This window comes from Herbaspirillum sp. LeCh32-8 (assembly GCF_017814915.1).
Classification (GTDB): domain Bacteria; phylum Pseudomonadota; class Gammaproteobacteria; order Burkholderiales; family Burkholderiaceae_D; genus Herbaspirillum.
This window is the reverse complement of record NZ_JAGIPZ010000001.1, coordinates 138,806-158,836: the sequence shown is the minus strand read 5'-3', so window position 1 is coordinate 158,836 and position 20,031 is coordinate 138,806. Positions and strand designations below refer to the sequence as shown.

The following is a 20,031-nucleotide window of genomic DNA, read 5'->3' as shown; positions in this document are numbered from 1 at the left end:
CGTCGGCGCGCGTCAATGCCAGTGCAGGATGCGCGCCAGGTAGTCGAAGAACAGGCAGTACAGCGCAATCGGCAGCGGCAGCCCGATCAGCGTGCCCAGCAGGTAGTGGTGAAAGCGCACGCCCGAGAGCGCCAGCACGTAATTCACCGTCGGCATGGTCTGGCATAGCACGCGCAAGGCCGAGATGCTGGACACCGGATGGGTGTCCAGCCGGTGCAGTATCTTCACCACCCAGCGGTTGTGGATCACCCGCAGCGCGTCGCCGCCGATGGCGCGGATGAGGAAGTAGGTCAGGCAGCACGAGAGCACGGCGGCCGCGTAGGTCGCCACCCCGCCCCAGATTTTCCCCAATGAAAACACCGCCCCGGCCAGGAAGATCCAGCCCGGAATGTGTAGCAGGTTGCCCAGGCAAAACAGCGCGATGTAGAGCAATAGCCCACGGTAGAGGTTGGCTTCCAGCGCTTGGTGCAGGTACTCGACGCTGAGGTTGCGACGCAGCCCGCTCCACTCGAAGAGCGCCAGCAAGAAACCGAGGAACAGCAGCAGATAGAGGATGCGCCGGTAGCGCCACATGTGTCATTCCCGCCAAGCCCGGCGGCACCATGCAACCGGGAATGAAGGTGTGACAGGCGAACCGGGGGAGCGGTTCAGCCGGGCGCGGCCATCGCGGCGACGCAATAGGCGGCAATGGCCTGCAGCACGGCGTCGTCTTCGCCGGCGGCAGGTACGGCGTCAATGCGCACCTGGGGATGAGCCTGGCGCAGCTGATCCAGCAATTGCGGCAGGTCACGTCGCACATGCCCGCCCTGGCCCAGGAACACCGGCACCACCGTAATGCGCTGCGCGCCGCGGGCGATCTGGCCGGCGGCAGCGCTCGGCAGGTCGGGTTGCATCAGCTCCAGGAAGGCCAGCTCCACGCTCGCCGCGGGCATGGCTGCCTGCGCCAGCGCACGCAGCCGTTCGAAAGGCGCCGCCCAGGCAGGATCGCGCGCGCCGTGGGCGAACAGGATCAGGTTGTGGGTGTGACTGCGAGTGACAGAAGACATGGCTTGACCCTGTTCAATTGCGCTCGACCCACCACAACGCCCCCGCCGCCAGCGCCATGAAGAGCAAGCTGGGCAGCGCCGCCGTGATGAAGGCCGGCCAGGTGTTGAGCAGGCCCAGGTGGGAGAACAGGCTGTTGATGAGCTGGAAGCACACACCGATCATGATGCCGGTGAAGATCTTCAGGCTCACGCCGCCGGCGCGGAAATGCAAGTAGGCGAACGGCAGCGCCAGCGCCATCATCACGAAGATCGAGAGCGGATAGACGATCTTTTTCCAGAAGGCAATCTCGTAGCGATCGGTGCGCTGGTTGTTGGCCTCCAAGTGCTTGGTGTAGGCCAGCAAGTCATAGGCCGACATGCGGTCGGGGTCGGCGAACAGCACCGACAGGATTTCCGGCGTGACCTCGGAAACCAGCTGCATGCTGGGCATCTTCACGGTCTTGACCGGCTCGGTGATCTTGCGGTCCTTGTTGCCGTCGGCGAAGTCCGACTGCGTCACGTCCGACAGCGTCCAGTGGTGGTTGCCGTCGTAGGCGCCGCTCTTGGCGGTGACCATGCGCGCCATGTGGAAGTCGTTGTCCAGCTCATAGAGCTTGACGCCCTCGATGCGGCCGTCAGGCTGCACGGTCTGGATATTGATGAAGCGGCTGCCGGTGACGTTGCCTTCCAGGCCCTTGTCCTTGATCACGTCCTTGGCCCACATACCGGAACGGAACTGCGAGGACAGCGAGGCGCCCTGCGCCTGCAGCTTGAGTTTTTCGGCCCACTCGGTGGCCTTGGGCGCGATCAGTTCGCCGAACAGGATGGTCAGCACAGCAAAGCCGATGCCGATGCGCGCCAGCACCCTGGCCGCCATGCCGGTGGACATGCTGGACACGCGCATGATGGTGAACTCGGAGCGCGCAGCCAGCTGCGAGAGCGTGTAGATGGTGCCGATCAGCACTGCGGTCGGCATCAGTTCATAGACGTTGCCGGGCAAGCCCATGACCACGTAGAGCACCGCCTGCTGCAGCTTGTAGCCGTTGCGGCCGACCTGCTCCAGCTGGCCCATCATCTCGAAGAAGGCGAACAGCGCGAGGAAGGCGGCCAGCGCGAACAGCACCGAGCGCGTGATTTCGGAAGTGAAATAACGTTGGATGACTCTCATGTCAGGCCTCGCGCTTGAAGATCAGCGAACGGCGCACGGCCGACCACAACCGGGAAGGATGATAGCGGCTGTTGATGTTGAGCCGCAGCGCGAACATGCCGATGATCAGCAGGGCGACCACCAGGTGCACCGGCCACCAGGCCGCCATGAAGGAAGAACGCCCCTGCGCCACCGAGGCCTGGAATACCGACACCGTATTGCTGTAGACCACGAACAGCAGCAGCGCCACCACCAGGCCCAGCGAACGGCCGGCGCGGGGATTGACGAACGACAAGGGGATCGCCAGCAGCATCAGCGCCAGGCTCATCAGCGGCAGCGCCACGCGCCACAGCAGCTCGCCGCGGGCGTAGTTGTCGCTGCTGGCGACCAGCTCGCGCATCTGCATGGCGCGCGCGGAACGATCGCCGGCGGCGCTTTGCGACTGGTTGCCGATCAGCAGGCCGTAACGCTCGAAATCGACCATCTGGAAATCGGGCAGGCTGGGGTTGCCGTCATAGCGACGGCCCTTGCTCATGACCACGAACTTCTCGCCGTCGGCATCGACCACGGTCTCGCCCTCCTTGGCCACCACCACGCTGTTCTTGCCGTCGGCGCTGACGGTGTTGACGAACACGTTGCGCACCTTGGAGGCGTCGCCGGTGATGCCCTCGACGAAGAAGATACGGTTGGCGCTGGCCGATTCCTGGAACTTGCCGGGGGAGACGCGGGCGATGTCCTCGCGCTTTTCGAAGCGTTGGCGGTATTCCGCGCTCTGCTGGTTGGCCCAGGGCGTGACCACGAAGGCCAGCGTCGCCACCAGCAGCACGATGGGCCAGCCGAACAGCAACACCGGGCGGATCCAGCGCGTGAGCGACAGGCCCGAGGCGAACCAGACCACGATCTCGGATTCCTGGTAGCTGCGCGTCATCACCAGCAGCACGGAGATGAAGCCGGTCAGGATCAGGATCACCGGCATGTAGTTGAGGGACTGGAAGCCGATCAGCGCAATCACGTCCTGCGATGCGACCTGGCCGCCGGCCGCCTGGCCGAGGATCTTGATCAGCATCACGGTCAACGTAATGGTGAAGAGCGTAGTGAAGACGGCGCCTGCGGTGCTCGTCAATTCGCGTCGAAATGCGCGCTGGAAAATCATGCGGAAGCTGGAATAGGTCTCTAGTGGAGGAGCATGGCCGCCTGAATGCGGACCCGCCCTGCCCCTGACTGACGCCCTGCGCAACTCATGCAGGCGTGATGTAAAACGCGCTCACGCTGAATGCTGAAATGAGTTCTATAATCGCCGGGTAAATCAAACAAAGGACGAACGATGGACTTTAGCACAAAAACATTGGACGCAAAAAACGCCGTAACCGCCGTCAAGACTGGCGCGCTGGTCGTCGGCATCTATGAAAACCGCAAGCTTTCCAAGGCCGCCGGCGCGCTCGACAAGCTCGGCGCCATCAGCGCCGCACTGAAGTCCGGCGATATCTCCGGCAAGCCGGGATCGACCCTGCTGCTGCGCGGCGTGACCGGCATCGCTGCCGAACGCATCGTGCTGCTGGGCCTGGGCGCCGAGGGCGAAGTGTCCGACAAGAGCTTCTCCACCGCCGCACAGGCGCTGGTGCGCGCGCTGGCCACCCTGGGCTGCGACGACGCCGCCCTCGCGCTGCCCTTCGACGGCGTCAAGGGCCGCGACCTGGCTTGGGCCATCCGCGCCGTGGTGCTGGCCGGCCGCGACTCCATCTATCGTTCCGACGTCTTGAAGAGCAAGAAGGACCCGGCGCCCACCGGCGTGAAGAAACTTGCCTTTCTGACATCGGCCGCCGACGCGCCCGCCGCCAAGGCGGCGCTGGCCGAAGCCGTGGCGCTGGCCAACGGCATGGCGCTGACCAAGGACCTGGGCAACCTGCCGGGCAACGTCTGCACCCCGACCTACCTGGCCAACACCGCCAAGAAGCTGGCCAAGGAATTCAAGCTGGGCGTGGAAGTGCTGGATCGCAAGCAGCTCGAAGCGCTGAAGATGGGCAGCTTCCTGTCGGTCACCAACGGCAGCGACCAGCCGCCCAAGTTCATCGTCCTCAAGCACATGGGCGGCAAGGCCAAGGATGCGCCGGTGGTGCTGGTCGGCAAGGGCATCACCTTCGACACCGGCGGCATCTCGCTGAAGCCGGGTCTGAACATGGACGAGATGAAGTACGACATGTGCGGCGCCGCTTCCGTGCTGGGGACCTTCCGCACGATCGCCGAACTGGGCATCAAGCTCAACGTGATCGGCGTCATCCCGACCTGCGAAAACATGCCCTCGGGCCGCGCCACCAAGCCGGGCGACATCGTGACCTCGATGTCCGGCCAGACCATCGAAGTGCTGAACACCGACGCCGAAGGCCGCCTGATCCTGTGCGATGCGCTGACCTACGTCGAGCGCTTCAAGCCGGCCGCCGTGGTCGACATCGCCACCCTGACCGGCGCCTGCATCGTGGCCCTGGGCCACCACAACTCGGGCCTGTTCACCCGTGAAGACGAGGCGCACGACCAGTTGGCCGACTCGCTGTTGGCGGCCGGCCGCGAAACCGGCGACACCGCATGGCGCATGCCGATCCAGGAGGTGTACCAGGAGCAGCTGAAGTCCAACTTCGCCGACATCGCCAACATCGGCGGCATGCCGGCCGGCAGCGTGACCGCTGCCTGCTTCCTGGAACGCTTTACCCGCAAATACACCTGGGCCCACCTGGACATCGCCGGCACCGCCTGGAAGAGCGGCGCCGCCAAGGGCGCCAGCGGCCGCCCGGTGCCGCTGCTGACCACCTGGCTGCTGAACCAGGCGCGCGCATAAGCGACGACGGCAACAGCAGCGATAGCGACAAGGCAGACGCCACCGTGCGCAAGCTCCTTCTTTCCGGGATTGCCCGCTCCGGAATTTTCGGATCTTTACGCATGGCGACGTCGCCGCTTGTTATTTCCATAGCAGCTGGCGCCGTGATGCACTCACCCGCCGCACCGAAGCCACCGCATCGCCGGTGGCTTTTTCATGTCCTCATGGCGCTCGCGCTCGTACTGCCGGCCTCGCCATCCACGGCGCAGACGACTGACGCCTCGCCGCCGCAGACGGTGTACTTCCCCTCCGCCGACGGCAAGACCCAGCTGACCGGCTATCTCTACCTGCCCGCCGGCCCCGGCCCGCATCCGGCCATCGTGCTGCTGCACGGGCGCGGCGGTCCATATTCCATCAACGTCAACGCGCAGTGCACGCAAGTCGGCCCCGGCATCGCTTCGGCCTGCGATGCCGGCGCGCTCACCCTGCGTCACCGCGCGTGGGCGCGCTACTGGGCCGAACGCGGCTATGTAGCGCTGCATGTGGACAGCTTCGGCCCGCGCGGCGTGGCGCACGGCTTCGGGCGCCATACCCACGGCGCGCCCGAACGCGCCGCCGTCAACGAGCTCGACGTGCGTCCGCTGGACGCCCAAGGCGCGCTGGCCTGGCTGGCCGCGCGCGCCGACGTGGCGCCCGCGCGCATCGCGCTGCAAGGCTGGTCCAACGGCGCCAGCACCGCAATCAACGTGATGATCCGCCAGGCGCGACGCGGCGATGCGCATGCGCCCGCGTTCGCCGCCGCGCTGGTGTTTTATCCGGGCTGCGGTGCGCGCGCGCTGCTCTCGCAAGCCCCGCGCATCGATGTCCCGCTGCAGGTCCTGCTGGGCAGCGCCGACGATGAAGTCTCGTCCGTCGCCTGCCAGCGCGTGATGCAACAGGTCGACCTGGCACCCGGCACGCCGGCGCCGGTGGTCACGCTCTATGCCGACGCCACTCACGACTTCGACGACCCTGGCAAAAGCCGCCAGTCCGTCGAGGCAAATCGCATGGCGCGCGGCGATGCCGTGACCCGCCTCGGCCCTTGGCTGGAGCAGATGATGGCCGTCCGCTACGATGCCTTGCCATCCGAAAAAACCGGTGGCGCCCTGCAGCAAAAATAATTCTCGACTAAACTACTCAGGTTTCACGGGTCGCCGTCGTCAAGCTTGCTGAATGGCGAGCGGCGCACACGCTGCAACCCTTATAAAAACGGCCGTCACGGCGCCACGGGAATGACACCGGAGCATGGCCCACCTTCCCCCCAGCTAACGCCAAGAAAGGATTTACATGACCATCGCCGCTCAAACCAGCGATCTGTTCAAGCCTGTGCAACTGGGCGCCATCCAGTTGCAAAACCGTATTGCCATGGCGCCGCTGACGCGCAGTCGCGCACAGGCCGGCGACGTGCCCAGCGAGTTCGCCGCCGAGTACTATGCCCAGCGCGCCGGCGCCGGGCTGATCATCGCCGAAGCCACGCAGATCTCGCCGCAGGGCAAGGGCTATGCGTGGACGCCCGGCATCTACGACGACGCCCAGGTGGCAGGCTGGAAGAAAGTGACCGACGCCGTGCACGCCAAGGGCGGCCACATCTTCCTGCAGCTGTGGCACGTCGGCCGCATCTCGCACCCCGAACTGCAACCGGGCGGCGCGCTGCCGGTGGCGCCGTCGGCCGTCAAGCCGGAAGGCAACGCCTTCACCGAAACCGGCTTCAAGCCCTTCGTCGCGCCGCGTGCGCTGGAAGCCGCCGAGCTGCCGGGCCTGATCGAGCAATACAAGATCGCCGCCCAGATGGCCATCAAGGCCGGCTTCGACGGCGTGGAAATCCACGCGGCCAACGGCTACCTGCTGGACCAGTTCCTGCGCGACAAGACCAATCTGCGCACCGACGCCTACGGCGGCAGCATCGAGAACCGCGCGCGCCTGCTGCTGGAAGTGGTGGAAGCGGTGACCTCGGTGGTGCCCAGCGAGCGCGTGGGCATCCGTCTGTCGCCCATCAGCCCGGCCAACGACATCGCCGACAGCAACCCCAAGGCCCTGTTCAGCTACGTGGTGGAACAGCTAAACAAGTACAAGCTGGTCTACCTGCATGTGGTGGAAGGTGCGACCGGCGGCCCGCGCCAGGTGGAAAACGGTTTCGACCTGCAAGTGCTGCGCGACCTGTTCAAGGGCTTCTACATCGCCAACAACGGCTACGACCTGGCCATGGCCAACAAGGCGCGCGAAGGCAACCTGGCCGACCTGGTGGCCTTCGGCCGGCCGTGGATCGCAAACCCCGACCTGGTCGAACGCCTGAAGCACAACGCCGAACTGGCCTCCTTCAACCAGGAGACCCTGTACGGCGGCGGCGCGGCCGGCTATACCGACTATCCGGCGCTCAAGCAGGCCTGATCGTTACCCCGGCATGGATGAACGGCTCGCCTTGCGGCGGGCCGTTTTTGTTTGCGCGCAACGAGATCTGAAGCCCGGGCCGCCAACGGCTACAATGCGTGCTGCAGACTCATCCGACGCCCGCTCAACTGCCTATCACTCATAATGAAAACTACCCTCGCCTTCACCCTGGCCCTGCTGTGCGCGGCCCCCGCCATGGCGCAGCAAACCGCTCCCGACGCCGCCGGGGAAGAACTGCCGAACCGCATCGTGGGCGACCTCGGCGCCGGCGTGTTCCACCTCGAACGCAACGGCCTGGCCAAGCACAGCCACAATACCGTGCTGCCCTACGCCTACTTCGATTACGGCCGCTTCTTCGCGCGCCTGGACACCTTCGGCGTGAAGACCGCCAAACTGGGTTACGGCTACCTGGAGTTCGCCGGCCGCATCAATTTTGAAGGCTTCGACGCCGACCGCGGCCTGCACCGCCGCTCCAACCCGATCCCGCTGGGTATCGGTACCTACCAGGAGACGCCCTACGGCGCCTTCTTCCTGAACGCCTTCTACGACTTCAACAAGTCGCACGGCACGATCGCCGAAGCCATCTACGCGGCGCAGGTGGATGTGGGTCGCGTCAGCATCTATCCGCAAGTCGGCGTGGAGCATCGCAGCGCCAACTACAACAACTACTTCTTCGGCGTCGACGCCACCGAATCGACGGCCAGCGGCTTGCGCCAGTACAGCGTGGGCTCATCGACCAGCCCCATCCTCGGCATATCGGCCGACGTGCCGGTGGTCGGCGACTGGAAGCTGAACATGACCTGGCGCCGCAAGTGGCTGGGCGACTCGCTGTCGCAAAGCCCACTCATCCGCCGCAAGGTAGAAGACATGGCGCTGATCGCGCTGAGCTACCACTTCAAGTAATCCCACCGCTTCGCCCCCGCTCCACCATCCCGCCGCCAGCGCAGAGTTCAATCTCGGCACTGGCGGCGCGCATGTCGGCCATCGTTGATGACGCGCCTTCCTCGCCTCTGACAAGGCAACGCAGATGCACAAGCTCATGTAGTGTTTTCATTGAGCTTTGCGCCGGCAGCCGCTAGGCTTTCCTGGTCGCCCCCAAAACAAAGTCGGAACAGGACAAACAAAAACCGGCAAGCGCCACGATCCGGTAGAACAACTCAATCGCCGGGCTTCCCTCCCACACTTGAGATTCATCTCCTTCAAAGAAAGAGGCAAGTCATGCAAAAGCTCTTGAGCAGCCTGCTGCTCGCAGCATCATTAGCGACAGCAGGAGGCGCGGTGCACGCCGCGCAAATCAACGGCACCTCGCCGCTGGAATTCGAAGGCAAGACCTCCACCTTCGGCACCGCCTTCGACACCTCGCAGTCCGGCCAGACCTTCCTGCAGAACTTCACGTTCAGCAACAGCAGTGCCGCCACGGCGACGTCGGCGGTGATTTCCATCGCGCTGGGTGACTCCTCCGCGCTCGACATCACCGGCTTCACGCTGAGCGGCAACGGCCAGACCTGGAGCGGCACCAAGTCGGTGGTCGGCGGCACCCAGTACTTCACGCTGCGCGCCTCCAACATCGCCGCCGGCGACTACACGCTGGCAGTCACCGGCTCCGTGACCGGCAGCGCCGGCGGCAGCTTCGGCGGCAACATCAGCGTGGCGGCGGTGCCGGAAGCCTCCACCACGGCGATGATGCTGAGCGGCCTGGCGCTGGTCGGCTTCGCCGCAGTGCGCAGCCGTCGACGCAACCAGCAGCAACACGCACCTCAAGACGGCAACCTGATGCCGGCCTGAGGCCCCTGCATTGCGCTAACCTCCCCTCCCGCGCCTCCGACCACGAGGCCAGAGCCACCGGCTCTTTTTGATCGACCGGCCAACCCTTGCGGTTGGCCGTCTTGTTTTCAGCGCAGGCTATCCACTCCGTCGAGACAACGACTCATGAACGCATGTCCGGGCAGATCGAAAAACAGTTGCCGCACGGATCTATTCATCCCTTGCGTGATGACGTACGTCACTATTTCCGAAGCCCAACATTATGGAACATTGCGGCGCAGAAAACATTTACGCATATCGTCGGAAAGCCTTTACCCGCGCGACTTCCAAGTCTCCTACAGCGCAACAAAAATTAATCGAAATGCGTAAAAATCAGTTGAGATTTTTACCCTTAACCGATACTCTCAGTCGGTCTCTTCGAACAATAAATCTAACCTGAGACAACCTGCGTTTCGACCACAACAACTCAATCTGTCGGAACGACCTCCCCCTGTTGTGCATTCTCAATTAATCGAATTAAGAAAGAGGTGTGTGATGAAAAAACTGATTGGCAGCTTGCTGCTGGCGTCTGCGCTCGTCGCTATTGGTTCCACGGCCAGTGCGGCGGACCTGGAACGCACCCGTACGCTGGTGTGGACCGACTCGACGTCGACCTTCAATGCCCGCTACGGTGACGGCACTACCGGCCTGAGCTTCCTGGAAAACTTCAACTTCTCCGTTGACGGTTCTTCCTCGGTCTCCTCCGCTGTGGTGTCGATCGCTCTGGATGGCCTGTCGCGCCTGGGCATCGACAGCTTCACCCTGACCGGCAACGGCCAGACTTACACCGGCACTTCCCTGCTCAACGGCGATACCCAAACCTTCAGCCTGCGTACCAACGGCCTCTCCGCCGGTCTGTACACGCTGTCGGTGGCAGGTACCATCCTGGGTTCGGGCGGCGGCAGCTTCGCCGGCAACATCAGCGTCGCACCGGTGCCGGAAGCCTCGACCACCGCGATGATGCTGGGCGGCCTGGGCCTGGTCGGCTTCGCGGCCTATCGCCGTCGCCGCAACGGTGGCAAGTCGGAATCGCAGCAACACAACCAACTGATGCCGGCCTAATCGCCGATATCAGGGGAATGCCTGCCCCACGCAGGCATTCCCCAAGGGCAGCGCCACGCCTCTTTGTACTATCGACTATTCGCTCACCGGCCCCTCACGCCTGATCCAGCAGCGACACCGCCACGTCGATCGCCACGCGAAAACGTATCTGCGTATCGGCGGCCGTCTCGGAAATCCTCATCAAGCGCGCGCGCAATGCCCGCGTCGATTCGATCGCATCGCTGCCATCGCGCACGCTGCGAAATTGCTCCGTGGCATGGCGAATCAGTTCGCGCGTCGCATCGCCGACGGGGATCCCATCCTCGGCCTTCAAGGCCAGGCCGCGCATTTCTTCGGTGTATTGCGAGATCAGGTCCAGTGCGTGTTTCATCGCGTCTCTCCCGTCGTTGCCTGCTCAATGCGAGGCGACGCACCGGCCGCCCCTTCATTTCGTTAGGCCTGCCCGGGAGCGAAAGATTCATGGTCGCGCAGCCAACGGCGCAAGCCTTGGTCTCGGAAACAGCGCGTGGATCAGCTCAGTGGGTGTCGACCCATTTGATGTTGCCGGCATATTTGGCGACGACGGGATCGAAGTCCAGCTCGTAAGTGGGCCTGGCTTCAAGATTGGGGCGATCGCTGTTCCACAGCTTGGCGAACTGCGCGATGGCGATCAGCATGAAATCCTTCTCCGAGAACTCGCCCGCCAGCGGGCCGACCCAGACGCCCACCGGCGCGATCTTCAGGCGCGGCGCATCGGGCGCGGGATAGCCGTTGATATGGATGCGCCCCAGCCTGGCCGACTTGCGCACGTATTTGGCCATGAACCGATGCGTCCCATCGATCATGAACACCGCCCCAAACCCCTCAGTCTGTTCGCTTCCCATCGTGTTCCCCGTCTTTTTATTTATCCGGAAAGCGTAGCACGAAACCGCGAGCGGCCTGACCTCGAACTCGGCGGCGCGGGCAAGCCCGGCCCCGGCATCATCATCGTGGCCCCGCCAACGCTGCCCGGCGGAACAAGCGGCGACGGTGATGCTATAGTGCCGCCCATCCCAGTCGAAACCCGGCGCCGACGCCATCCGCGAAGCAGAATCCATGCTGACGCATCCGCGCAGACACGCACCACACAAGGACTTTAGCCACACCATGAAAATCGCCACCTGGAACGTCAACTCCCTCAAGGTTCGCCTGCCGCAAGTGCTGAAGTGGCTGGAGGAAAATCCGGTCGACGTGCTGTGCCTGCAGGAAACCAAGCTGACCGACGACAAGTTTCCCGCCGCCGAGATCGCCGCGGCCGGTTACATGGTGGAGTTCAGCGGCCAGAAGACTTACAACGGCGTGGCCATCCTCTCGCGCCATCCGATGAACGATGTGGTGAAGAACAACCCGCTGTTCCCGGACGAGCAGCAGCGCATCATCGCCGCCACCATCGAGGGCGTGCGCTATGTGTGCGCCTACATCCCCAACGGACAGTCGCTGGAGTCGGAAAAATATCCCTACAAACTGAGCTGGCTGGCGGCGCTGCACGAGTGGTTGCAGCAAGAGAAGGCCCGGCATCCGCGCATCGCGCTGCTGGGCGACTACAACATCGCGCCGGAAGACCGCGACGTGCACGACCCCGTCGCGTGGAAAGACCAGGTGCTGGTGTCGGAGCCGGAGCGCGATGCCTTCCGCAAGCTGCAGGCGATGGGCTTTACCGACTCCTTCCGCCTGTTCGAGCAGCCGGAGAAGATGTACAGCTGGTGGGATTATCGCCAGATGGGCTTCCGCCTCAACCGCGGCCTGCGCATCGACCACATCCTGCTGTCCGAAGAACTCACGCCGCGTTGCACAGCCTGCGTGGTGGACAAGGTGCCGCGCAAGTGGGAACAGCCGTCCGACCACGCCCCGGTGATCGCGACGCTGTCCGACTGATCCTCCTCGCGCAAGAGCGGGGCGGCGTCAGTCTTCGCCGTCCTCTTGCGGCGCCTTCTTGTTGCGCATGTTTTTCTCGAACTGCACATCCAGCTTGGAGACGCGCTTGGCCTTTTGCGGACCATAGGCGTTGACGAAGGCGACGAACTCGTCCAGTTCCAGCGCCTCGCACAGGCGCTCCATCGGGCTGCCGGCCACGCGCTGGGTCAGGATGAAACGTTCGTCGGAGGTGCGCAGCATGGAATACTGCTTGGTCTCGGCGCGGTTGTTCAGGCGCTCGATGGCGCTGGCGGCGCGGGTCGATCTCATGCTTGTGCCTCCTCCAGGTTGAGCTGCCAATAGCCGACGTCGACCCAGCGGCCGAACTTTCGGCCGACTTCATTGAACTGGCCGACCTTCACGAATCCCATGCGCTCATGCAGCGCGACGCTGGCCTCGTTGGGCTGGGCGATGCCGCCGATGACCAGGTGCACGCCCAGCGGCTTCAATTGCGCGAACAGGCGTGCGTACAGCTGCTTGCCGATGCCGCGTCCGGCGGCGTCGCGGTGCAGGTAGACCGAGCTCTCCACCGACTGCGCATAGGCGGCGCGCGGCTTCCACTTGCTGGCGTAGGCATAGCCCAGCAGCATGCCCTCGTCTTCATACACCAGCCACGGGTATTGCGACTGCACATCAAGAATGCGCGCGGCCATGGCCTGTTCCGACAACGGCTCGGTTTCAAAACTGATGGCGGTATGTTCCACGTAGTGGTTGTAGATAGCGCAGATGGCTGCGGCGTCGGCTGCCGTGGCCGGGCGGATGGGGTCGTGCATGTCTGGTCGGAGGGCGCGGGAAAATCGAAGACGTCAGTGTAACCAAATCGCGGCGACAACGCCTGTCTGCATTGTCGCCGCGAGCACCGCCTTGGCAGGCCGGCATCAGGAGCGCAGGGCCGCCCTCACCTGTTCCAGCGCCGCCGGATCCTCGATGGTGGGCAGGTCGCCGGGATCGCGTCCTTCGCTGATGGCCTGGATCGCGCGGCGCAGCAGCTTGCCCGAACGCGTCTTGGGCAACAGTCCCACGAACAACACGCGCGCGGGCCGGCCGACCGCGCCGATCTGCTGGTCCACCACGCCCATGATCTCGGCTTCCAGCGCCTGTTTCTGCGCCGGCGTGGCGGCCGCATCGGCGTTCTTGAGGATGGCGAAGGCGTAAGCCACCTGTCCCTTCAACTTGTCTTCCACGCCCACCACCGCCACCTCCGAGACGTTGGGGTGGCTGGAGATGCTCTCCTCGATCTCGCGCGTGCCCAGGCGATGGCCGGCGACGTTGATCACGTCGTCGGTGCGGCCGAGGATGAAGTAGTAGCCGTCCTGATCCTTGATGCCCCAGTCGAAGGTGGAGTACACCTCGCGCGGCAGGCTGCGCCAATAGGTATTGACGAAGCGCTCGTCGTCCTTGTACACGGTCTGCATGCAGCCCGGCGGCAGCGGCCCTTCGATCGCCACCACGCCTTTCTCGTTGGGTCCGCATTCCTGACCGGTGACTTCGTTCAGGATCGCCATCCGGTAGCCGGCCATCGGCACGCCGGGGCTACCCAGGCGGGTAGGCTTGTCGTCGACACCCTTGGCCACGGAGATGATGGGCCAGCCGGATTCGGTCTGCCAGTAGTTGTCGATCACCGGCACGTTCAGCGCGCCCGAGATCCAGCTCGACGTGGTTTCATCCAGCGGCTCGCCGGCCAGGTACAGCGCCTTGAGCGACGAGGTGTCGTACTTGCGCATGAATTCGGGCGACTGCTTTTTCAGCACGCGAATGGCGGTGGGCGCCGAGAACATGCGCGTCACCTTGTGCTTCTCGACGATGCTCCACCACACGCCGGCGTCGGGCCGGATCGGCAGGCCTTCGTACAGCACCGTCGCCATGCCGTGGATCAGCGGGCCGTAGACGATGTAGGAGTGGCCCACCACCCAACCGATGTCGGAGGTGCAGAAATAGGTCTCGCCGGGCCGGCCGCAGAAGATGTGCTGCATCGAGGACGCCAGCGCCACCGCGTAGCCGCCGACGTCGCGCTGCACGCCCTTGGGACGGCCGGTGGTGCCGGAGGTGTAGAGGATGTAGCTGGTCTCATTGGACTCCAGCCAGGTCACCGGCACGTCGCGGCCCAGGTGTTGCTCGCGCAGGGGCGCGTAATCGGCGTCGCGCTCGGGCGTGCGCGGCATGTCCGCCAGGCCGCGGTCGACCAGCAGCACCCGCGCCGGCTTGTGGGTCGCCAGCCGGATCGCCTCGTCCAGCAAGCCCTTGTAGGGAATCACCTTGCCGCCGCGCGAGCCGGCGTCGGCCGAGACGATCAGGCGCGGCTGCGCATCGTCGATGCGCGAGGCCAGGCTGTTGGAGGCAAAGCCGCCGAACACCACCGAATGCACGGCGCCGATACGCGCGCAGGCCAGCATGGCAAACACCGCCTCGGCCACCATCGGCATGTAGATCAGTACGCGGTCGCCGCGCGCCACACCGAGCGACCGCATCACCGCAGCCATGGCCGTCACTTCGCGATGCAGTTCGGCATAGGTATAGGTGCGTTCGCTGCCGGTCTCGGTGGAGATCGCGATCAGCGCCGGCTGCTGCGCGCGCTGCGCCAGGTGGCGATCCACCGCGTTGTAGCAGAGATTGGTCCGGCCGCCGATGAACCAGCGCGCAAACGGCGCGCGCGAATAGTCCAGCGTCTGCGAGAATGGCTGCTCCCAGTGGATGCGTTGCGCTTCTTCAGCCCAGAAGGTCTCGGGCTGCTCGATGGACTGCCGATAGAATTCCTCGTATTGCATGATGTCTCCTCATGTCTTTCGAATTGGAATCTGCTTCCGGTCCGCGTAATGATCGTTGTGCGGAGCCGCGTCTGCGCGCGTTGCCGGAGGGATGAGCCAATGTGGCATCCCAAACTTACTTGCGGCTGAATTGCTGCTGAATTATCGGATCGGAATCGCCGGCGGCGGCCACGGCCACGCGCCTGTACAGGCAGGTGCGCAAAGAGGCAAAGACAGGCGGCGAACGCCGCCCGGGAAGGCATGCACCCGGCGCATCAGGCATGCGCGCGGGCAAAACGGAAATGGATTACCTGCTGACCCGGCAATCGTTGGCGAGCTGCTGGCCGATCTTGGAATTGAGCAGCATCGACTTCGACGGGATCTGGATCCACACCAGCCCTTCGCTCTTGTTCTCCAGCCGCACCGCGCCGGTCGAGGTGCTGACCGGGTTCATCATGTACGACTTGCCCTTCCACTCCATCGTCACGCCGTCGGTGACGCGGCCATCCATGCGCAACGCCACCTTGTTGCCCAGTTCGCAGCTGAAGCTGCCGGTCACCAGCTGGGTGGCCCAGGTCGGCTGGGTGGCGGCCGGCGACTGGAAGATCTGCGGCAGCACCGGCTTGGTGTCGGTGACCGGCACCTGTTCCTGCTGCTGCGACGCGCAGGAAGCCAGCAAGGCGGCAGCGCCGGCGGCCAGGGCGAACTTGAAGAGGGAGGCAAAGCGGAAAGCGGTCAATGCGGTCATCGGGATATCCAGGTGAAGGACGGATCCGGTGTGCGTTGCAGCACGGGATCCCTGAAGGGCTTAAAACAATCCGACCGCATCTTAGCAATTTATTGCAATTGTCTCGACTCCCCCTGCATCTTGTTACAAATCTCCGCGCACCCGCCTGCGCGCGGGCCGGGGGAGGACGCCTCCCCCGAGCCCACCCCGATCGACCTGCCTTACTTGCGCTTGGCGATCGGCACGAACTTCAGGTCCTCCGGACCGACATAGTTGGCCGACGGACGGATGATCTTGTTGTCGATGCGCTGCTCGATGATGTGCGCCGCCCAGCCCGAGGTGCGGGCGATCACGAACAGCGGCGTGAACATCGCGGTCGGCACGCCCATCATGTGGTAGGACACGGCCGAGAACCAGTCCAGGTTGGGGAACATCTTCTTGATGTCCCACATCACCGTCTCCAGGCGTTCGGCAATGTCGAACATCTTGGTCGAGCCGGCTTCCTTGGAGAGCTTGCGCGCCACTTCCTTGATCACCTTGTTGCGCGGGTCGGAGATGGTGTAGACCGGGTGGCCGAAGCCGATCACCACTTCCTTGTTTTCCACGCGGCGGCGGATGTCGGCTTCCGCCTCGTCCGGGTTGTCATAGCGCTTCTGGATCTCGAACGCCACCTCGTTGGCGCCGCCGTGCTTGGGGCCGCGCAGCGCGCCGATGGCGCCGGTGATGGCCGAGTGCATGTCGGAGCCGGTGCCGGCGATCACGCGGCCGGTGAAGGTGGAGGCGTTGAACTCATGCTCGGCGTACAGGATCAGCGAGGTGTGCATCGCCTTTTCCCACGACTCGGACGGCTTTTCGCCGTGCAGCAGGTGCAAGAAGTGGCCGCCGATGGAGTCGTCGTCGGTCTCGACTTCAATGCGGTTGCCGTTGTGGCTGTAGTGATACCAGTACAGCAGCATGGAGCCCAGCGAGGCCATCAGGCGGTCGGCGATGTCGCGCGCGCCGGGAGTATTGTGGTCGTCCTTCTCGGGCAGCACACAGCCCAGCGCCGAGACGCCGGTGCGCATCACGTCCATCGGGTGCGAGGCCGCGGGCAGCCACTCCAGCGCCGCCTTCACGTTCGCCGGCAGGCCGCGCAGCGCCTTGAGCTTGGCCTTGTAGGCCTTCAGTTCGGCCGCGGTGGGCAGCTTGCCGTGCACCAGCAGGTGGGCGATCTCCTCGAACTCGCAGCTGTCGGCCACGTCCAGGATGTCGTAGCCGCGGTAGTGCAGGTCGTTGCCGGTCTTGCCGACGGTGCACAGCGCGGTGTTGCCGGCGGTCACGCCGGACAGGGCCACGGATTTCTTGGGCTTGAAGCCGGGTGCGGACTGTTGCTCGCTCATCGTGTTCTCCTCAGGGGTTCGTTGGATATTGTTCTGCTCGGATTACTTGTTCTTCTGCTGCGCGAACAGCGCGTCCAGCTTCTGTTCGTAGCTGTGGTAATCGATGCGGTCGTACAGCTCCATGCGCGTCTGCATGGTGTCGACCACGTTCTTCTGGGTGCCGTCGCGGCGGATCGCGGTATAGACGTTCTCCGCCGCCTTGTTCATGGCGCGGAAGGCCGACAGCGGATAGAGCACGATGCCCACGTCCGCTGTCTTGAGCTCATCCACGGTGAACAGCGGGGTCGAGCCGAACTCGGTGATGTTGGCCAGGATCGGCACCTTCACCGCGTTGGCGAATTTCTTGTACATCGCAAGATCCGTGATGGCTTCCGGGAAGATCATGTCGGCGCCGGCTTCGACGCAAGCCACGGCGCGCTCGATCGCGGCCTCCAGGCCCTCCACCGCCAGCGCGTCGGTGCGCGCCATGATCACGAAGTTCTCGTCGGTGCGCGCATCCACCGCCGCCTTGATGCGGTCGACCATTTCCTGCTTGGTCACGATCTCCTTGCCGGGACGATGACCGCAGCGCTTGGCGCCGACCTGGTCTTCGATGTGCACGGCGGCGGCGCCGAACTTGATCATCGACTTCACGGTGCGCGCCACGTTGAAGGCGGAGGCGCCGAAACCGGTGTCCACGTCCACCAGCAGCGGCAGGTCGCACACGTCGGTAATGCGGCGCACGTCGGTCAGCACGTCGTCGAGGTTGGAGATGCCCAGGTCGGGCAGGCCCAGCGAGCCGGCCGCGACGCCGCCGCCGGACAGGTAGATCGCACGGTAGCCCGCGCGCTTGGCCAGCAGCGCGTGGTTGGCGTTGATCGCGCCGATGACCTGCAAGGGGGATTCTTCCTGAACGGCTTTGCGAAACGCTGCGCCTGCGGAGTGGAGAGCCATGGTGACACCTTCTGTGTGGGTTGCCGGAAGCGGCCGGCCGGCTTGCGCCCGGCCCTGTCGCATTGTCTTTTTGCCATGCATGCCAGCGCATGCGCGGCGAAACTGACAGGCCGTATTGCAACGGCCGTGCCACCACTGCGCGGCAAACACGAGGAAGCAGCCATGGCCAGATGCCCTCCCTGCGCGAAACGGAAACAAATCAAAGGCTTAGTCGCCATGCAAGGGGCTGCTCAACGCGACCCTGTTGGGTTGAAGACGGGGCTTGGCCTGCCCGATGCAACATGCCAAAAGTGTTACATTAACGTTTCATGTAACGTTAACCGAAACACTTTACCATCATGAAACGCGCCGACCCAGCCTACCGCGACACCGAGCGCCCGACCGACAAACCGGTGGTCTGGACGGTATCGGTCTCGCGCCTGTCAGAGCTGTTCCGTGACATCACGCTTGAGTTCGACGCGCTGGCCGAGATCGAGCCCATCCATCTCGGCTTCGACGATGCCGTACGCCACATCCGCGAACGGCTGGCCACGGAGCGCTGCGACGCCGTGATCTCGGCCGGCTCCAACGGCGCCTACCTCAAGAGCCGCCTGCCGGTGCCGGTGATCGTGGCGCGCGCCAGCGGCTTTGACGTGATGCAGGCGCTGGCGCGGGCGCGCAAGATCAGCGCGCGCATCGCGCTGGTCACCTATCAGGAGGCGATGCCGGCGCTGGCCGAGTTCGGCCGGACGTTCGGACTGGACATTGTCCAGCGCACCTACGCCACCGAAGAAGACGCGCGCGCGGTGGTCAATGACCTGAAGGCGTCCGGCATCGAAGCCGTGGTCGGCGCCGGGCTGATCACCGACTTGGCCGAGGAGGCCGGCCTGCACGGCGTGTTCATCTATTCCGCCGCCTCGGTGCGCCAGGCCTTCGACGACGCGCTGGAACTGGCGCGCCTGACCCAGCTGGAATCCACGCGCGGCCGCTACCAGGCCGCCGGCGACACGCTGCGCGCGCGCCATCACATCAAGGATCTGCGCGGCGAATCGGCGGCAATGGAAGCGGTGCGCCAATCGATCACGCTGTTTGCGCGCTCGCCGGCAACCGTGCTGATCCAGGGCGAGACCGGCAGCGGCAAGGAGCTGGCGGCCCAGGCCATTCACCGCGCGCATCCGCTGATGCAAGGCAAGACGCAGGCGGCGCATCCCTTCGTGGCGGTGAACTGCGGCGCGCTGGCCGAGTCGCTGCTGGAGTCGGAACTGTTCGGCTACGAGGAAGGCGCCTTCACCGGCTCGCGCCGCGGTGGACGCGCAGGCTTGTTCGAGGCGGCCAACCGCGGCACGCTGTTTCTCGATGAGATCGGCGAGATGCCGCTGCCGTTGCAAACCCGGCTGCTGCGCGTGCTGGAAGAGCGCGAGGTGGTGCGCGTGGGCGGCACCCGGCCGATCGCGGTGAATGTACGCATCATCAGCGCCACCCATTGCGACCTCGACGCCCGCGTGCGCGAAGGACGTTTTCGCGCCGATCTGTATTACCGGCTGGGCGTGCTGCGCCTGCGCCTGCCGCCGCTGCGCGAGCGCCGCGAAGACATTGCGGCGCTGGCCGAATGGCATCTCAAGCACGCGCTGGCGGCGCTGGACGCACGACCGCATGCCAACCTGCATGCCGAGATCGCGCGCTGCGCCGCACTGCTGGGAACCCATCCCTGGCCCGGCAATGTGCGCGAATTGCGCAACGTGATGGAGCGCCTGGCCCTGTTCCTCGCGGCCGAGCCTCTGCAGGCGCTGACGCCTGCGCTGATCCTGCAGCTCGCGCCGGAGCTGGCCGCGCCGGCCGGGCGCCATGGCAGCGTCGATGACAGCGCCGACCACAACGCCCTGCCCGACGCACCCACGGCCAGCGTGGCGCAGATCCGCGCCGCACTGCTGCAACTGCGCGGCAACCGGGCGGCGGCGGCGCGCCAGCTGGGCATCAGCCGGACCACGCTGTGGCGCAAGCTGAAAGAAGACGAACAGCCCGAAGCTGAAGCAAGCGCAGAAGACCAACGCTGAGTTCCACCCA

20 protein-coding genes are annotated in these 20,031 nt (G+C 64.7%); 8 read left to right on the top strand and 12 right to left on the bottom strand.

The features are described 5' to 3' along the window. Nucleotides 1-12: 12 nt before the first annotated feature. From J8I26_RS00760 to lptF, 4 genes are all read right to left on the bottom strand, one after another. The gene (locus tag J8I26_RS00760) at nt 13-573 is read right to left on the bottom strand and encodes a VTT domain-containing protein (protein WP_209603152.1); all 561 of its coding nucleotides are present in this window, start codon (nt 571-573) and stop codon (nt 13-15) included. A 74-nt stretch (nt 574-647) separates the two neighbouring features. Continuing rightward, nucleotides 648-1,046 carry a CbiX/SirB N-terminal domain-containing protein gene (locus J8I26_RS00755; RefSeq protein ID WP_209603150.1) on the bottom strand — a complete coding sequence of 133 codons (399 nt, stop codon included), beginning with the start codon at nt 1,044-1,046 and terminating at the stop codon, nt 648-650. Nucleotides 1,047-1,059: 13 nt separating this feature from the next. Further along, nucleotides 1,060-2,193 carry an LPS export ABC transporter permease LptG gene (gene lptG / locus J8I26_RS00750; RefSeq protein WP_209603148.1) on the bottom strand — a complete coding sequence of 378 codons (1,134 nt, stop codon included), beginning with the start codon at nt 2,191-2,193 and terminating at the stop codon, nt 1,060-1,062. A gap of 1 nt (nt 2,194) precedes the next feature. Beyond that, nucleotides 2,195-3,325: an LPS export ABC transporter permease LptF gene (gene lptF, locus J8I26_RS00745; protein WP_209603147.1), complete on the bottom strand. Its 1,131-nt coding sequence runs from the start codon at nt 3,323-3,325 to the stop codon at nt 2,195-2,197. Between the two features lie 171 nt (nt 3,326-3,496). Here lptF and J8I26_RS00740 point away from each other — a divergent pair, with 171 nt between their 5' ends. The 6 genes from J8I26_RS00740 (at nt 3,497) to J8I26_RS00715 (ending at nt 10,273) form a co-directional block, all read left to right on the top strand. Next, nucleotides 3,497-5,002: a leucyl aminopeptidase gene (locus J8I26_RS00740; protein WP_209603145.1), complete on the top strand. Its 1,506-nt coding sequence runs from the start codon at nt 3,497-3,499 to the stop codon at nt 5,000-5,002. A gap of 203 nt (nt 5,003-5,205) precedes the next feature. Next, nucleotides 5,206-6,141, top strand: a complete 936-nt coding sequence (locus tag J8I26_RS00735) for a dienelactone hydrolase family protein (RefSeq protein ID WP_209603143.1) — start codon at nt 5,206-5,208, stop codon at nt 6,139-6,141. 166 nt (nt 6,142-6,307) lie between these two features. Beyond that, complete coding sequence (locus J8I26_RS00730) at nt 6,308-7,408, top strand: alkene reductase (RefSeq protein WP_209603141.1); 1,101 nt, start codon at nt 6,308-6,310, stop codon at nt 7,406-7,408. A 144-nt stretch (nt 7,409-7,552) separates the two neighbouring features. Continuing rightward, nucleotides 7,553-8,311 carry a MipA/OmpV family protein gene (locus tag J8I26_RS00725; RefSeq protein ID WP_209603139.1) on the top strand — a complete coding sequence of 253 codons (759 nt, stop codon included), beginning with the start codon at nt 7,553-7,555 and terminating at the stop codon, nt 8,309-8,311. A 315-nt stretch (nt 8,312-8,626) separates the two neighbouring features. Continuing rightward, entirely contained in the window at nt 8,627-9,193 is a 567-nt protein-coding gene (locus J8I26_RS00720; RefSeq protein ID WP_209603137.1) for an FxDxF family PEP-CTERM protein, read from the top strand. Between the two features lie 513 nt (nt 9,194-9,706). Continuing rightward, on the top strand, nt 9,707-10,273 hold the full coding sequence (locus J8I26_RS00715) for an FxDxF family PEP-CTERM protein (protein WP_209603135.1): 567 nt from the start codon (nt 9,707-9,709) through the stop codon (nt 10,271-10,273). A 94-nt stretch (nt 10,274-10,367) separates the two neighbouring features. On the opposite strand, the gene J8I26_RS00710 is transcribed toward J8I26_RS00715, so the two are convergent. Continuing rightward, entirely contained in the window at nt 10,368-10,643 is a 276-nt protein-coding gene (locus J8I26_RS00710; protein WP_209603133.1) for a hypothetical protein, read from the bottom strand. A gap of 145 nt (nt 10,644-10,788) precedes the next feature. Further along, nucleotides 10,789-11,349: a hypothetical protein gene (locus tag J8I26_RS00705; protein WP_209603131.1), complete on the bottom strand. Its 561-nt coding sequence runs from the start codon at nt 11,347-11,349 to the stop codon at nt 10,789-10,791. Between the two features lie 49 nt (nt 11,350-11,398). Here J8I26_RS00705 and xth point away from each other — a divergent pair, with 49 nt between their 5' ends. Beyond that, the gene (gene xth / locus J8I26_RS00700) at nt 11,399-12,166 is read left to right on the top strand and encodes an exodeoxyribonuclease III (protein ID WP_209603129.1); all 768 of its coding nucleotides are present in this window, start codon (nt 11,399-11,401) and stop codon (nt 12,164-12,166) included. 27 nt (nt 12,167-12,193) lie between these two features. On the opposite strand, the gene J8I26_RS00695 is transcribed toward xth, so the two are convergent. The 6 genes from J8I26_RS00695 to prpB all read right to left on the bottom strand — a co-directional run bounded on the left by J8I26_RS00695 (nt 12,194) and on the right by prpB (nt 17,988). Beyond that, complete coding sequence (locus tag J8I26_RS00695; protein ID WP_209603127.1) at nt 12,194-12,475, bottom strand: hypothetical protein; 282 nt, start codon at nt 12,473-12,475, stop codon at nt 12,194-12,196. Next, nucleotides 12,472-12,978 carry an arsinothricin resistance N-acetyltransferase ArsN1 family B gene (locus J8I26_RS00690; protein WP_209603125.1) on the bottom strand — a complete coding sequence of 169 codons (507 nt, stop codon included), beginning with the start codon at nt 12,976-12,978 and terminating at the stop codon, nt 12,472-12,474. Before J8I26_RS00690 ends, J8I26_RS00695 begins: the two co-directional genes overlap by 4 nt. A gap of 105 nt (nt 12,979-13,083) precedes the next feature. After that, entirely contained in the window at nt 13,084-14,970 is a 1,887-nt protein-coding gene (locus J8I26_RS00685; protein WP_209603123.1) for a propionate--CoA ligase, read from the bottom strand. Nucleotides 14,971-15,256: 286 nt separating this feature from the next. Further along, a complete protein-coding gene (locus J8I26_RS00680; RefSeq protein WP_209603121.1) occupies nt 15,257-15,697 on the bottom strand; it encodes a hypothetical protein in 441 nt (146 codons plus the stop codon). 200 nt (nt 15,698-15,897) lie between these two features. Further along, entirely contained in the window at nt 15,898-17,055 is a 1,158-nt protein-coding gene (prpC, locus tag J8I26_RS00675; protein ID WP_209603119.1) for a 2-methylcitrate synthase, read from the bottom strand. Between the two features lie 42 nt (nt 17,056-17,097). Then, on the bottom strand, nt 17,098-17,988 hold the full coding sequence (gene prpB, locus J8I26_RS00670; protein WP_209603117.1) for a methylisocitrate lyase: 891 nt from the start codon (nt 17,986-17,988) through the stop codon (nt 17,098-17,100). A gap of 338 nt (nt 17,989-18,326) precedes the next feature. Between prpB and prpR the strand changes: the two genes are divergently transcribed. Then, nucleotides 18,327-20,021 carry a propionate catabolism operon regulatory protein PrpR gene (prpR, locus tag J8I26_RS00665; RefSeq protein WP_209603115.1) on the top strand — a complete coding sequence of 565 codons (1,695 nt, stop codon included), beginning with the start codon at nt 18,327-18,329 and terminating at the stop codon, nt 20,019-20,021. Nucleotides 20,022-20,031 lie beyond the last annotated feature (10 nt).